At 51.1% G+C, this 12,213-nt stretch carries 16 protein-coding genes and 3 pseudogenes; 11 read left to right on the forward strand and 8 right to left on the reverse strand.

The features are described 5' to 3' along the window. Positions 1-51: 51 nt before the first annotated feature. Complete coding sequence (locus tag BLS62_RS26865) at positions 52-756, reverse strand: IS6 family transposase (protein WP_093189777.1); 705 nt, start codon at positions 754-756, stop codon at positions 52-54. Between the two features lie 55 nt (positions 757-811). Between BLS62_RS26865 and BLS62_RS26870 the strand changes: the two are divergent. Beyond that, a pseudogene (locus tag BLS62_RS26870) lies at positions 812-1,060 on the forward strand (transposase); the annotation flags it as partial. 346 nt (positions 1,061-1,406) lie between these two features. Next, on the forward strand, positions 1,407-2,099 hold the full coding sequence (locus BLS62_RS26880; RefSeq protein WP_159436583.1) for an IS5 family transposase: 693 nt from the start codon (positions 1,407-1,409) through the stop codon (positions 2,097-2,099). Positions 2,100-2,134: 35 nt separating this feature from the next. Here the strand turns inward: BLS62_RS26880 and BLS62_RS26885 are convergent, their stop codons facing one another. Both BLS62_RS26885 and BLS62_RS26890 read right to left on the reverse strand, forming a co-directional pair. Beyond that, the gene (locus BLS62_RS26885) at positions 2,135-2,299 is read right to left on the reverse strand and encodes an AAA family ATPase (protein WP_093189785.1); all 165 of its coding nucleotides are present in this window, start codon (positions 2,297-2,299) and stop codon (positions 2,135-2,137) included. Positions 2,300-2,391: 92 nt separating this feature from the next. Beyond that, positions 2,392-2,604: a hypothetical protein gene (locus tag BLS62_RS26890; RefSeq protein WP_093189787.1), complete on the reverse strand. Its 213-nt coding sequence runs from the start codon at positions 2,602-2,604 to the stop codon at positions 2,392-2,394. A gap of 77 nt (positions 2,605-2,681) precedes the next feature. On the opposite strand from BLS62_RS26890, the gene BLS62_RS26895 reads away from it, so the two are divergent. Genes BLS62_RS26895 through BLS62_RS26900 form a run of 3 tightly spaced genes read left to right on the forward strand, consistent with a single transcriptional unit; the run spans position 2,682 to position 3,859 of the window. Next, entirely contained in the window at positions 2,682-3,176 is a 495-nt protein-coding gene (locus BLS62_RS26895; protein ID WP_093189789.1) for a transposase, read from the forward strand. Further along, positions 3,173-3,325 (forward strand): hypothetical protein, encoded by a 153-nt coding sequence (locus BLS62_RS31125; RefSeq protein ID WP_159436584.1) that lies wholly within the window; start codon positions 3,173-3,175, stop codon positions 3,323-3,325. The genes BLS62_RS26895 and BLS62_RS31125 overlap by 4 nt, the downstream gene beginning before the upstream one ends. 42 nt (positions 3,326-3,367) lie before the next feature. Beyond that, on the forward strand, positions 3,368-3,859 hold the full coding sequence (locus BLS62_RS26900) for a hypothetical protein (protein WP_093189791.1): 492 nt from the start codon (positions 3,368-3,370) through the stop codon (positions 3,857-3,859). Here the strand turns inward: BLS62_RS26900 and BLS62_RS26905 are convergent. Next, a complete protein-coding gene (locus tag BLS62_RS26905) occupies positions 3,847-5,106 on the reverse strand; it encodes an IS256 family transposase (protein ID WP_093189794.1) in 1,260 nt (419 codons plus the stop codon). The genes BLS62_RS26900 and BLS62_RS26905 overlap by 13 nt on opposite strands. 91 nt (positions 5,107-5,197) lie before the next feature. On the opposite strand from BLS62_RS26905, the pseudogene istA reads away from it, so the two are divergent. From istA to BLS62_RS32325, 3 genes and pseudogenes are all read left to right on the forward strand, one after another. Then, a pseudogene (gene istA / locus BLS62_RS26910) lies at positions 5,198-5,932 on the forward strand (IS21 family transposase); the annotation flags it as partial. A 146-nt stretch (positions 5,933-6,078) separates the two neighbouring features. After that, complete coding sequence (gene istB, locus BLS62_RS26915) at positions 6,079-6,906, forward strand: IS21-like element helper ATPase IstB (protein WP_093177827.1); 828 nt, start codon at positions 6,079-6,081, stop codon at positions 6,904-6,906. Positions 6,907-6,991: 85 nt separating this feature from the next. After that, a pseudogene (locus BLS62_RS32325) lies at positions 6,992-7,333 on the forward strand (IS3 family transposase); the annotation flags it as partial. 80 nt (positions 7,334-7,413) lie between these two features. Here the strand turns inward: BLS62_RS32325 and BLS62_RS26920 are convergent. Continuing rightward, entirely contained in the window at positions 7,414-8,010 is a 597-nt protein-coding gene (locus BLS62_RS26920) for an IS5 family transposase (RefSeq protein WP_280141889.1), read from the reverse strand. A 63-nt stretch (positions 8,011-8,073) separates the two neighbouring features. Here BLS62_RS26920 and BLS62_RS26925 point away from each other — a divergent pair, with 63 nt between their 5' ends. Continuing rightward, the gene (locus BLS62_RS26925; protein WP_244283668.1) at positions 8,074-9,066 is read left to right on the forward strand and encodes an IS5 family transposase; all 993 of its coding nucleotides are present in this window, start codon (positions 8,074-8,076) and stop codon (positions 9,064-9,066) included. Here BLS62_RS26925 and BLS62_RS32330 read toward each other — a convergent pair. Continuing rightward, complete coding sequence (locus BLS62_RS32330) at positions 8,979-9,371, reverse strand: transposase (protein ID WP_200798627.1); 393 nt, start codon at positions 9,369-9,371, stop codon at positions 8,979-8,981. The two genes, BLS62_RS26925 and BLS62_RS32330, sit on opposite strands and share 88 nt — an antisense overlap. A 218-nt stretch (positions 9,372-9,589) precedes the next feature. Between BLS62_RS32330 and BLS62_RS26935 the strand changes: the two genes are divergently transcribed. Continuing rightward, complete coding sequence (locus tag BLS62_RS26935; RefSeq protein ID WP_093189804.1) at positions 9,590-10,186, forward strand: hypothetical protein; 597 nt, start codon at positions 9,590-9,592, stop codon at positions 10,184-10,186. Next, positions 10,176-10,832 carry a nucleotidyl transferase AbiEii/AbiGii toxin family protein gene (locus BLS62_RS26940; protein ID WP_093189807.1) on the forward strand — a complete coding sequence of 219 codons (657 nt, stop codon included), beginning with the start codon at positions 10,176-10,178 and terminating at the stop codon, positions 10,830-10,832. Before BLS62_RS26935 ends, BLS62_RS26940 begins: the two co-directional genes overlap by 11 nt. Here the strand turns inward: BLS62_RS26940 and BLS62_RS26945 are convergent. Then, positions 10,819-11,799: an IS5 family transposase gene (locus BLS62_RS26945; RefSeq protein ID WP_093189810.1), complete on the reverse strand. Its 981-nt coding sequence runs from the start codon at positions 11,797-11,799 to the stop codon at positions 10,819-10,821. The two genes, BLS62_RS26940 and BLS62_RS26945, sit on opposite strands and share 14 nt — an antisense overlap. A 188-nt stretch (positions 11,800-11,987) precedes the next feature. Continuing rightward, positions 11,988-12,212, reverse strand: a complete 225-nt coding sequence (locus BLS62_RS26950) for a hypothetical protein (protein ID WP_093189813.1) — start codon at positions 12,210-12,212, stop codon at positions 11,988-11,990. Between the last annotated feature and the right edge of the window lies 1 nt (position 12,213).

Here is a 12,213-nt window from a genome sequence, read left to right on the forward strand (position 1 = left end):
TGCTATCAACTTAACCTGAAGTTTGCCACAATCTTTTTCTCTAGGCGTATTTTAGGCGTCAAGCATTGCGGCTTGTTTCCATTGAGCAAAAGCGTTGATGCGATGAAGGTGAATGTCGATTGCGGAGCGTTGGAAGTGAGGAGGAACGAAGAGATTGCGCAGGCCGGAGAAGGCTGCCAGAAATCTTTGAAGCTGGCCCGGCGACTTGAATTTTGGCATGGCGCGCTCGCGTTTTCGCAAAGGCAAATGCGAATTTTCAGCTCGATTATTCAAGCCCTTGTGGCTGCGGTGCTCAACAGCTGGCATCACCTCACGTTTTGCGGATCCATAAGAGCCTAGCTTGTCGGTGATGATCCGCTTAGGAATAACTCCCTGTTTCTTCAAAAGACGGGTCAGTAAACGTTTGGCAGCCTTGGTATTGCGCCGTTTCTGAAGGATTTCATCGAGAATATAGCCATCCTGATCCACGGCCCGCCACAGATAGTATCGCTGGCCCTGGATGCTGACGACAACCTCATCAAGGTACCAGATATCTGAGCTTTCGGCTCTTTTGCGGCGTAGCTGACGAACGTAAGCCGGGCCAAATTTGATCCCCCACTTGCGGATGGTTTCATATGATAGAATTATGCCGCGCTCCAGCAGCATCTCTTCGACCTCGCGCAGGCTGAGGGAAAAGCGGTGGTAGAGCCAAACCACATGGGCGATAATCTGTGGCGGAAAACGGTGGCGTTTGTAACTGATTGGCGCTGAATTCATGTTCCTTACTTAACCATCAGAACTGGTGCCAGCCTTAAGTTGATAGCGCCTCTCCTTGCTGTCCTGGGCAAAAAATCAGGGCATCAGGATTTTGCATATTCAGCCGGGCAAACCAGCGCAGAATGCATATATTGAGCGCTACAATCGGACAGTACGGCAGGAATGGCTGGATCAGAATTGTTTTGAAACGATCAATCAAGTCCAAGCTGAAGCAACCAATTGGCTCTGGACTTACAACAATGAGCGACCCAACATGGCCATCGGCGGCATTACACCCGCTACCAAACTAAAACTGGCAGCATAACTCTACGCCAAAACGCCTCCATTAATGGGGGATTACCCTTCGTTTCGACTGATTAAAAGTCAAAGCCCGACCAGTTGAAAGCGTTACTCATCCACAGCTGTTGCGGACATAAACATTGCAAAGTAGTTTATACACTTGTTGATGTCCTTACGATAAAGTGAAGCTATCAAACGTTCAGCCTCGACCAGTCGCTTTGTCACGAAACCTCTTGGCAAGGGGAAAGCAACGAAGTTTTCGAATGTTGAAGGAATGGTTCTGACCCAAAGATCAGCAAAGATGATATCTCATCTTGAGGGAAGCGGGCTGAAGGGCGATGCCCTGCGCTCCGCTATCACTGGTTCGATTGATGCAAGTTGATTTGTCAGTTCCAGATTTTTCAACGTTGTCCCGGCGAGCCGGTGGCTTGCAGATTACCAAGCCAGCAAAGGCCAGAACAGAGCCGGTGCATCTTGTGGTCGACAGTACTGGTGTCAAGATCTATGGCGAAGGCGAATGGCTTCAAAACAAACACAAAACCAAGGCAATGCGGCGATCCTGGCGCAAGCTCCATCTTGGTATGGACTTGAACACTGGCGAGATTGTATGCTCCGATCTCACCTATGAAAATGTAGGTGACCCGACCGTCCTGCCTGACCTTCTGGATCAGGTTGACGGTCCTGTAAATAAGTTTTTAGGCGATGGAGCCTATGACGGTGAGCCAACACGAAGGGTCCTTGAGACACGGTATGGAGATGACGTTGAGATTATCATTCCCCCACCCAAAACAGCTGTTTTAAGTCCTGAGGCTGACCGGAATCCGTCATCGCGAGATAAACATATTCTTGCGATCAAAGACAAAGGGCGCCTCGGTTGGCAAAAACAAACAGGCTACAATCAGCGCTCGCGAATTGAAACGCAGATGGGACGCTGGAAGCAAGTCATCGGCAACAAACTGAAGGCACGCACCTTTAACAATCAGAGGACCGAAACAAAGATTGGCGTTAGCATTCTCAACACAATAACCAAACTCGGCAGGCCCGCGTTCGAAGCAACCCCATGACCTGAATTTACGGGTTTGGGCGTGCTTTAAGCTATTCACGACCCCTGCAACAAGGCCGATGCTATTGCATCTAAAATGGTCGTCTTCCCACTGTCGCCCCGACCTATGAAGCAAACAATTTTTTTTTGATAGAGATCTGTAATATCGAGATTTTTAATACCTCGAAAGTTTCTGATTTTTAGCGAAATAATTTGGGTCATAGTATATTTTAAATTTTATCCATAATGGGCTATCAATCAAAAATTGTAGGGTAATTTGTGCTAGTTTTAAAGTGATCATGTGGATTTGATCCCTAGGGATGTTTTCCTGCGCGCGATAGATCATTTCGTTTTTTCAGGCGCATGTTGATTAGGCGCTCAACATTCTCCAGCGTAGCCAGTATATCGCGGCGTTCATCTGAGCCAAGTTCAGTAAGCGGTAAAAATCGCAGTAAGATCGAGTGAAGCTTATATAGTTGCTCTGTGCTAAAGCGTTCCAGTTCATAAATTGTAAATAGCGAATGCATCGTTGCCCCCTGTGTCAGGGATGTTGTCCGCTGTTCTATTTTTCTCTATTTTAAGGTGGGCGGGATAGGAAGATGACGTGGGATATTCACCGGAACGAAAAGCGGCAGTGCTTAAGCGGATGCTGCCACCGGGCAACATAGCCATTCGGCAGTTGTCGCGCGAGGAAGGGATTTGCGAGGCGACGCTCCATAAATGGCGGGCTGAGGCGCGCGGCAAAGGCCAGCTTTTGCCCTGCGCTGACACGAGCCCTGAGGGATGGTCCTCGCGTGATAAGTTTGCCGCTGTGTTGGAAACGGCGGCGTTGAATGAGGCTGATTTGGGCGAATACTGCCGCAAGCGCGGGCTCTATCCGGCGCAGATCGCTGCATGGCGGGTCGCTTGTGAGCAGGCAAATGACTGGGACCGCGCCAGCACTGCGCGTCTTGGTCAAGCGACGAAAGAAGAGAAAAAGAAGGTTAAGGATCTGGAACGGGAACTGGCCCGAAAGGAGAAAGCTCTGGCTGAGGCTGCTGCGTTGCTTATTCTCAGAAAAAAGGTCTCAGCGATCTGGGGGGGCGCAGAGGACGCATGATCAGCACCCCAGATCGCACAACCGCAGTCGCTCTGATCAACGAGGCTGTCACCGCTGGCGCACGACGCCTCATGGCCTGCGGAGAGCTGGAGATCAGTGAGCGGACATTTGTCAGTGCTGGATGTATTCTCCCCAAAAGCGCTGGTTGAAAATTCCCCACTTTTTCAGCTTTGACTTTTGTTTGAAGGGGCATGCCCCTTCAAACAAAAGTTGGCCAAACTCTCCTCTACGTTCCTGTTGGAAAGAAGGGGTGTGGAGGAGTGGTCAATCTAGGGAAGATCGTAATGATCCATAATTTGAAGCAGCAGGGACTGTCTGTAAGTGCCATAGCGCGCAAAGCCGGGCTGGATAGAAAGACGGTCAGCAAATACTTACACCAAGGCCTTGAAGCTCCTGTCTACGGCCCCCGCCAGCGTGACGGGCGTGTACTGGAGGAATACAAAGGCTATTTACTTGAGCGACTGGAGCGGTTTCCCGGTCTATCTGCCCGGCGCTTGCTTCGTGAGCTGAAGACACTGGGGTTTAAGGGCGGTTACTCCACTGTAACGGAATATCTTCGCCTGATCCGTCCAGCTCCTCCGCATGCATTTGAACGGCGCTTTGAGACAGCACCAGGCCAGCAGGCACAGGTAGATTTTGCTGAGCTAACCGCAAAAGTTGGTGATGGGTTTCACGCGGCGTGATTTTGGTTTGCATCACTCTCGATGCCATTCGTGAAGATGACACCCTGTATTATCTTAGGCAATTGATTTTTGCCTCTCAATTTCTGCCAGCGCTTCTCCGCTGCCTTGATCAGCATGAAGACCATTGGCATTGCAGTATCCCGGGAGAGGCAATTCTTGGTTTGCCTTGTTCTATGGCGCACAGTTGCAAAGGTTGATTCAATTGGATTGGTGGTTCTGATATGCCCCCAATGCTCAGCAGGAAAGTCATAAAAAGCCAACAGCTCAATCCTATCCTTGGCAAGGCATTGCGTGGCTTTGGGGTATTTGGCCTCAAATTTCTCTATGAAAAGATCAAAAGCCGCCTCTGCATCTACGCGGTTTTCTGCCATCCAGATATCCTGTAGATCTTTTTTCGCTTTGGCCTGCAAGGATTTAGGCATTTTGCTTAAGACATTCATTGTCTTGTGGACCCAGCAGCGCTGAGCTTTTGTTGTGCCAAAGACTTCCCGCAATGCCGCCCAGAACCCCAGAGCACCATCTCCCACTGCTAATTTCGGTTCGATCTGCAGGCCACGAGCTTTGAGAGCAAGCAATAGTTCCCGCCAGCTCTGAGTATCTTCCCGGTAGCCATCATCAAAGCCAATCAGCTCTTTCTTGCCTTCCGGTGTTGCCCCGATCAACACCAGAATACAGCGACTTTCCCGCTCTCCCCGAGCTTTCAGATAGATGCCGTCTGCCCACATATAAACGTAGTTGCGCGCTGACAGGTCTCGAGTTTTCCACTCTTCCCATAAAGATCGCCAGCTTTTGACAAGGCCGCGGATGACATCCGGCGAAAGGTTGGGAGCATCAACACCCAACAAAGCACTTAAAGCTTGCTGAACATCATTGGTGGAAACCCCACGCAAATAGAGCGCTGGGATCAATTCATCAAGACTGGTTGAACGGCGCAAATAATTAGGTAACAGATTGGAATGGTAATGAATTTTCTCTTCTGCATTCTCATCTCGATCCCGGATCCGAGGTTTGCTGACCGTGACAGGCCCAACCCCAGTTTGGACCTGTCGCTCTGGCAAATGCCCATGCCGGACCACCCGCTGACGGCCATCTGGTAATTTTAAGTCCGAGTAAAGCGAAAGCACGCTCACTACTTCACTCTCAATGGCCGCTCGCAAAAGTTGTTGTGCACCCGAACGCAAAACTTCCGTAAGTGCATCTTGAAATTCCCCTGGCTGCACAAGCGGGATAACACTATCATCTGTCATAGGCGTATCAGCTCCTCTGGAGTCAAAAGCAAGCTTCGAACACTTGCTATGATACGCCGCAATTCACTCCGTCACCAAGATTCACCGTTAGCTCGATTTTGCTGAGTTTCAGGTGGAGTTCACCAGTGAACCAGATGTGGTGCGAAAAGTCTTTTTGTTTTCAATGGTGCTGGGTAATTCACGGTTTTTGTGGGGGCGCTATTGTGCCAATCAAAAACTAGAGACAGTCCTGCGTTGTCATATCGCGGCCTTTGAGGTCTTCGGCGGAGCGACACTGGAAGTCCTGTATGATCGCATGAAGACAGCCGTTCTGGGAGAGGAGCCAGATGGCACTGTTCTTTTTAATCCTGCTCTTGTCGCTCTTCTGGACCATTATGGCGCTCAGCCGGATGCCTGCCAGCCCTACCGGGCCAAAACCAAGGGCAAGGTGGAGCGGCCATTTCGTTACATCCGGCAGGATTTCTTCCTTGGTCGTACGTTCCGCGATCTGGACGATCTTAATGCCCAGTTCACACGCTGGTGCAAGGAAATTGCCAATGCCCGTGTTCATGCCACCACCAACCGTGTGGTGGGCGAGGTCTTTGGAGAGGAACAGCCCGCTCTGATCCCTTTGCCAGCGCACCCTTATGATGCTGTTTTACTGGTGGAGCGGCGGGTCACGCGTGATGGCATGGTCTCCGTTGGAGGTAATCTTTATTCAGTGCCGGACACCGTTAAGAAACGGATGGTCGAAGTCCAGCATCACCCGCAAGAGGTGCGCATCTATGAAAACGGTCAGCTCATCGCCACCCATCCGGTCATGGAGGGAAAGAACCAGCGCCGGGTTGATCCATGCCATCGCAAGGCTCCTCCACGGGCAACACAGCGCCGTCGTCTGGCTGCGGAGCCAACCAAACACAGCGGTGTAAACCAACGCCCACTGGAGTTCTATGAAGCGGTAGGCCAACGACTTGCCAGTACTGGAGGTAAGCCATGAGTTCGCTCAGTAAACGCATTCAGTCTTCACTGGTAGGCTTAAAAATGCCGCGGGCTTTAGAGGTGCTCGACCACACGCTGAGCCAATTGGAACAAGGGGAACTCACGGCACTGGAGGCCCTGGATTCTCTGCTCAATGAAGAATATTCAACACGCGAGGGCCGCCGTATCGGCGTCGCCCTGACGACAGCGCGGCTTACTCCGATAAAAACACTGGAAAGCTTCGACTTTACCTTCCAGCCCTCGCTGGACAGGGATCGCATCATGGCTCTAGCCGAACTGGAGTTCATCACTCGCAATGAAGTGGTACACTTTCTCGGTCCACCTGGTACAGGAAAGAGCCATCTGGCAACTGCTCTTGGGGTTGCAGCCGTTAAAGCGGGTAAACGGGTGTATCGCATTGCTTTAGCTGACCTCATCGAAGCCTTGGCAAAAGCTGAAAAAGAAGGGCGGTTGACTGAGAAACTACGCTTCTTTGCACGAACTTCACTGCTAATCGTCGATGAAATCGGTTATCTGCCAATTACCAATGGGGGAGCAAACTTGTTCTTCCAGCTCGTCAATGCCAAATATGAAAAGGGATCCATGATCCTCACCTCAAACCGTGGCTTTGCGGAATGGGGTGAGATCTTTGGTGATCGCGTTATTGCCACAGCCCTTCTCGATCGGCTTTTGCATCATGCCGTCGTCATCCAGATCGAAGGTGCTAGTTATCGGTTGCGCAGCCATGCGGACCTCATGCCAGAGCACGTACGGGCTAACGCTTCAATAGCTCCACCTCCACCACCAAAACGACGCGGCAGGCCACCCAAAAAGGAGAGTTAGACCCACAGACAAGGCTGGTCACCAAATACTCAAACTGAGGACTTTCCGTCCAGCACATGTGGGGAAATTTGACTCAGCATTGACAACATTCAGGAGATGGACGAAAGACGGCCAAATTCAGCCCGATCAGCGGCCTATTGTGCCGCGCCTGGAGCCAGCTAATAAGCTCAGCGAGTATGAGCGTGCCGCAGTGCTGGAGGTCTGTAATTCAGAGGAATTCGCCAGCTTACCACCCAGCCAGATTGTACCAAAACTGGCCGATCAAGGCCGATATCTGGCGTCTGAATCCAGCTTTTACCGCATCCTGCGCACAGATGGTCAGCAGCATCACCGTGGCCGTGCCAAGCCTCCTGTACGGCGCAAACCACCCACCAGTTATCAGGCCAGAGGGCCCTGCCAAGTGTGGACATGGGACATAACCTGGATGCCCGGACCGATTGCGGGCATGTTCTTCGGCGTTGTTGCAGAACTCAACTTTTGCTTACAGCTCGCCCTTACCCGCTTAACTCAGGTCGCGATGATCCGCTCAAACGTCGCACGTCCGAGGGCGGCCATTGTGTTGAGGACGGAGACATTGATCCTGGCTTCCGTCTTCTGGTTTTCAAACTCACGGGACTTCAACGCAGTCCCGAAGATCTGTTTATATCGCCCCATCAAGGTCTCGCCTCTTGAGCGCCGTCCGTAGCCGGTTTGCTTCTGCCACCCCATTCTGCCATGTTTCTCAATGGCCAATATATCTCTATCACGAGCAGTGGGAGCGGTCTCAGCCTCAGGGCTGGGGACGGCTGTTTTGGGCGGCGGTACGATGACCTCGACACAGTCATAGCGAACTGCAATTTCCTGTCTTGTGGCAGCTCCGTCATAGGCTCCATCGCCAAGAAACGTGGCAACAGAACCCTCGATCTGGTCCAGCAGATCCGGCACAACAGTTGGATCGCCAACCGTATCTTCCGTTAGATCACAGCAGACGATGATCCCGCTTTCCAAATCCAGGCCAAGGTGAAGTTTTCGCCATTTCCTGCGCTTTTTCTTGGTTCCATGCTTGGTTTCCTGCCATTCACCAGCCCCGAACATCTTCACGCCCGTGCTAACTATTACAAGGATAGCCGGGCCGGCGCTGTTGCATAAATACTCTTCAGGCGTATATTCCGGCTGATATTTCCTTCAATGAAGATTCACTTTATGCCGTTTAAAGCCAATGTTGATCGCCAACATAAGTTTGCCAAAGCCAAATACAAAGTGACGAACTGGTCGAAGTATAATGAAAGCTTGCGTCGTCGCGGCGATGTCACGGTTTGGATTGAAGAGAGCGTTGCCAAGGCTTGGTTTGCACCCGAGAACCAACGACGTGGACGGCCCGCCAAGTTTTCAGAGTTTGCCATTGAAACCTGTTTGCAGATCCGGGTCGTATTCGGTCTTGCTTTGAGGCAGACTCAAGGGTTTGTGAGGTCTGTGTTCCATTTGATGGAGTTGGTTTTACCGGTTCCTGACTTTTCAACCCTGTCGCGCCGCGCAGATGGCTTGAAACTTTCAAATCCCAAACCGCGAACGAACTCAGAGCCAGTAGAGCTGGTAATCGATAGTACAGGCGTTAAGATCTTTGGTGCCGGAGAATGGCAGGAAACCAAGCATGGAACCAGGATAAAGCGCAGAACTTGGCGCAAACTTCACCTTGGCCTTGATCTGAATGCCGGCCAAATCGTATGTTCTGAACTGACTGAGGATACGGTTGCCGATCCAACCGCTGTGTCGGATCTGTTGGATCAGATCGAAGATACAGTTGCTACATTTCTCGGTGATGGCGCTTATGATGGGACGCCTGTGAGACAAGAATTAGCAGACCGTTTTGAAGGTATCGAGGTCATCATTCCACCTCCCAAAACAGCTATCCCCGGCCCACAGGCTGCGACCGCTCCCACTGCTTGCGACCGGGATATTCTTGCCATTCAAAAGAACGGCAGGATGTCTTGGCAAAAGCAAACCGGATATGGCCGAAGGTCTCGAGGCGAAACCTTGATGGGCCGCTTTAAGCAGGTGATCGGGACCACGCTCAGGTCACGAAAGTTGAACAATCAGAGGACAGAGGCAAAACTTGGCGTCGCCGTTCTCAACACAATGACGGCCCTCGGACGCGCCACGTTCGAGAAGGTTTCTGCATGATCAGATGCATGGGATTGGGCAAGCTGCAAGCTAATTTCGAATTGTGCAACAAGGCCCTGTCGTAACGCCAAAGCGTATACGCTACGCAGTGTTAGGCATACCTCAATGGCTAAATCAGAATACTTGCGTTGCCCTCCGCGAGTGGTCCGGCGCTGCGCTGACCACTCCTTCCCGATCTCACGGCTGACCCAGATCGTCAAATCACCACGATTACGAAGACTTTCGTTATAGTCACGCCAGTTCGTGACACGATATTTCTTCTTGTCAAATTTGTGACGACGGCTGGCGTGGAACTTGTGGGGCATCGGATAGCTTTATGAAGACGAACAAGCCTTCTAATTACAGACACTGAGCGACCCCTGCAACAGGGCCCCTGTAGCGCTACCTTATGCGCAAATCACCGCTGATCAAGTGGTTCTTCATGCGTTCAGCAGAGCAAAGTACATCCAACACTAAGTGAAGGGGTGCATGAAATTTCAATGAAGGAACTTGTATACGGGCGAATTTCTTGTATGATAGAAACATGAGCGCACTGAACGAACTCAAAAAGCATCTCCGCCCAGGGCAGGTCTATCGCCGTGCCCATCTTCGCGTGTGGTCGAATGCAGTGGATCGCCACCTGAAACAGCTTGTAGAAGAGGGTACTTTAACCAAGCTGGCGGGTGGCCTGTATCACTACCCCAAGCGCACAAGCTTTGGTGATGCACCAGCTGATGAAGCAAAACTGGTCAAAGCGTTTTTGAAAGACCATCGTTTCTTGTTGACTACACCCAACGCCTACAACGCGCTTGGGGTCGGTTCGACACAACTCTACAACAAGACGATTGTCTACAATCACAAGCGCCATGGGCGTTTCAAACTAGGTAGGCGTGAGTTCGATTTTCTAGTAAAACCTCACTTCCCGTCTAAGCTATCCGAAGAGTTTCTGCTTGTTGATCTGGTGGACAATCTTGAGCGCTTGGCCGAACACAATCCAACCATGTTGGAAGGTGCGCGCAAGAGGGCACTGCGAATGAATCCAAAGGCTCTGAAACGCGCCGTGAAGGAATTCGGTGGATCAAAGGCGCGGAAGTTCTTTGTGCCACTATTGGCCGAAGGTACACAGACTTATGCTTCATGAGTTCCTTCACCAGCACAAAGATTTTGCCAACCTGATCCGTATCGTTGGTGAGAAGCACTCGATTGATCCTGTCCTTGTCGAAAAGGACTATTGGATTATGCATTGCCTCTATGGTTTGAAGGAGATGGGCTGGTCTTTCGAGCTCAAGGGCGGGACATCCCTTTCCAAGGGGCTAGGTATTATCGATCGGTTCTCCGAGGATATCGATATCCGCATTGAGCCGCCTGCCGAACAAGACGTTGCCACGAATCCAAACCAACAAAAACCAGCGCATGTGAAAAGCCGCAAGGTATTCTATGATTGGTTGGCCAAGACTATTGCGATAGACGGGATAGTTAGGGCGGAGCGCGACACTGAGTTCGACGATCTGCGCTACTATCGAAGTGGCGGTATCCGTTTGGTATATGAAACCCGCATGGGCAGTCTTGCCGGACTGAAGGATGGGATATTGCTCGAAGTTGGCTTTGATGTTGTCTCACCTAACGCGCCTAAAACAATCTCATCTTGGGCCTATGACTTCGCAGCCAGCAAAGCGGAGGTAATCGACAATCGCGCTGTTGATGTCGCCTGCTATCACCCGGCCGTGTTGCGTAAATGCAAATCAGCCTACAGTAGGCCCTTACCCGTTGAACTTAGGTCGCACTGATACGCTCGAACGTGGGTCGTCTGAGTGCGGTCATTGTGTTGAGGACGGCAACATTAATTTTTGCTTCCGTCTTCTGATTTTCTAAGCTACGAGACTTGAGTGTGGTCCCGATGACTTGTTTGTAGCGCCCCATGAGTGTCTCCCCTCGTGAGCGTCGCCCGTATCCTTTTTGCTTCTGCCAGGCCATTCTTCCATGCACATGGATGGCAAGAATATCCCGGCCACGTGCAGTGGGAGCTGTCGCAGCCTCAAGGCTGGGGACTGCAGTTTTGGGCGGTGGTATGATGATTTCAACGCCTTCATAACGGTCCGCTATTTCCTGTCGTGTTGGGAAGCCATCATAAGCACCATCACCAAGGAACGTGGCAACCGGACCCCCAACTTGGTCCAGCATATCCGATACAACGGTTGGATCACCAACATTGTCTTCGGTCAGTTCACTGCACAGAATTTTACCGCTCTCAAGGTCGATCCCAAGGTGAAGTTTACGCCATTTTCGGCGCTTTTGCTTTGTTCCGTGTTTGGTTTTCTGCCATTCGCCAGCGCCAAAGACCTTCAGGCCGGTGCTATCGATCACGAGGGTTGCAGGAGCACGCGCTCCTTTTGATTTAGGAGGTGAAAGCTTTAATCCTCCAGCTCTGCGTGACAGAGTGGAACAATCAGGAACCGGCAAGGCCAGCTTCATTAAACCGAATATAGAGCGCATAAATCCTTGCGTCTGGCGCAGAGCAAGGCCGAAAACAGAACGAGCGATCAAACAGGTTTCAATGGCGAGTTCTGAAAATATGCAGGGTCGACCGCGTCGCTTGCCCGCAGGAGCAAACCAGGCCGTTGCAACGCTGGCGGCAACCCAGATGGTAATGTCACCACGGCGGCGCAAACTCTCATTATATGCCGACCAGTTGGTCACCTTGTATTTGGTTTTGTTAAATTTGTGTTGGCGATTAGCGTTGTGTTTAAACGGCATAAACTGGATCTTCACGGAAGGAAATTTCAGCGAAGATAAACCTCAATGTGGAATTACGCAACAACGCCCAGTAAATGCTATCAAAGGAGCGGCATCAAACCGTGACAGGACCAAACAGCCAGTTTTAGCTGAATTGCCCCACACTTTTTGGCACTCTCCGCAGTACGGTAAATTACCGATCAAGGTCGTCAATTTGTTTCGACTTCAACGTTTCGGAATTTCGACCTCAACCAATCGGCCACTTTTTGGGCTTCCTCATTTGAGCCTGCAAGAGCTCCCTTGATTATTTTAGGCGAAACTTCGTATAGGACAATGCCATCGTTTAGAAGCTCGACTTCAAAATCTAATGTCACGTCATCGTTTTCAAATCGAACCGTATGGCGATGTGGCATCGTTATTCTTGCCGTTTTCATG

This window comes from Pseudovibrio sp. Tun.PSC04-5.I4 (assembly GCF_900104145.1).
Lineage (GTDB): Bacteria > Pseudomonadota > Alphaproteobacteria > Rhizobiales > Stappiaceae > Pseudovibrio.

Coding starts and splice junctions, on each gene's coding strand:
- BLS62_RS26865 (WP_093189777.1), bottom strand. CDS start 756: ATGAATTCAGCGCCAATCAGTTACAAACGCCACCGTTTTCCGCCACAG.
- BLS62_RS26880 (WP_159436583.1), top strand. CDS start 1,407: ATGCAAGTTGATTTGTCAGTTCCAGATTTTTCAACGTTGTCCCGGCGA.
- BLS62_RS26885 (WP_093189785.1), bottom strand. CDS start 2,299: ATGACCCAAATTATTTCGCTAAAAATCAGAAACTTTCGAGGTATTAAA.
- BLS62_RS26890 (WP_093189787.1), bottom strand. CDS start 2,604: ATGCATTCGCTATTTACAATTTATGAACTGGAACGCTTTAGCACAGAG.
- BLS62_RS31125 (WP_159436584.1), top strand. CDS start 3,173: ATGATCAGCACCCCAGATCGCACAACCGCAGTCGCTCTGATCAACGAG.
- BLS62_RS26900 (WP_093189791.1), top strand. CDS start 3,368: ATGCCCCTTCAAACAAAAGTTGGCCAAACTCTCCTCTACGTTCCTGTT.
- BLS62_RS26905 (WP_093189794.1), bottom strand. CDS start 5,106: ATGACAGATGATAGTGTTATCCCGCTTGTGCAGCCAGGGGAATTTCAA.
- istB (WP_093177827.1), top strand. CDS start 6,079: ATGAGTTCGCTCAGTAAACGCATTCAGTCTTCACTGGTAGGCTTAAAA.
- BLS62_RS26925 (WP_244283668.1), top strand. CDS start 8,074: ATGAAGATTCACTTTATGCCGTTTAAAGCCAATGTTGATCGCCAACAT.
- BLS62_RS32330 (WP_200798627.1), bottom strand. CDS start 9,371: ATGCCCCACAAGTTCCACGCCAGCCGTCGTCACAAATTTGACAAGAAG.
- BLS62_RS26935 (WP_093189804.1), top strand. CDS start 9,590: ATGAGCGCACTGAACGAACTCAAAAAGCATCTCCGCCCAGGGCAGGTC.
- BLS62_RS26940 (WP_093189807.1), top strand. CDS start 10,176: ATGCTTCATGAGTTCCTTCACCAGCACAAAGATTTTGCCAACCTGATC.
- BLS62_RS26945 (WP_093189810.1), bottom strand. CDS start 11,799: ATGCCGTTTAAACACAACGCTAATCGCCAACACAAATTTAACAAAACC.
- BLS62_RS26950 (WP_093189813.1), bottom strand. CDS start 12,212: ATGAAAACGGCAAGAATAACGATGCCACATCGCCATACGGTTCGATTT.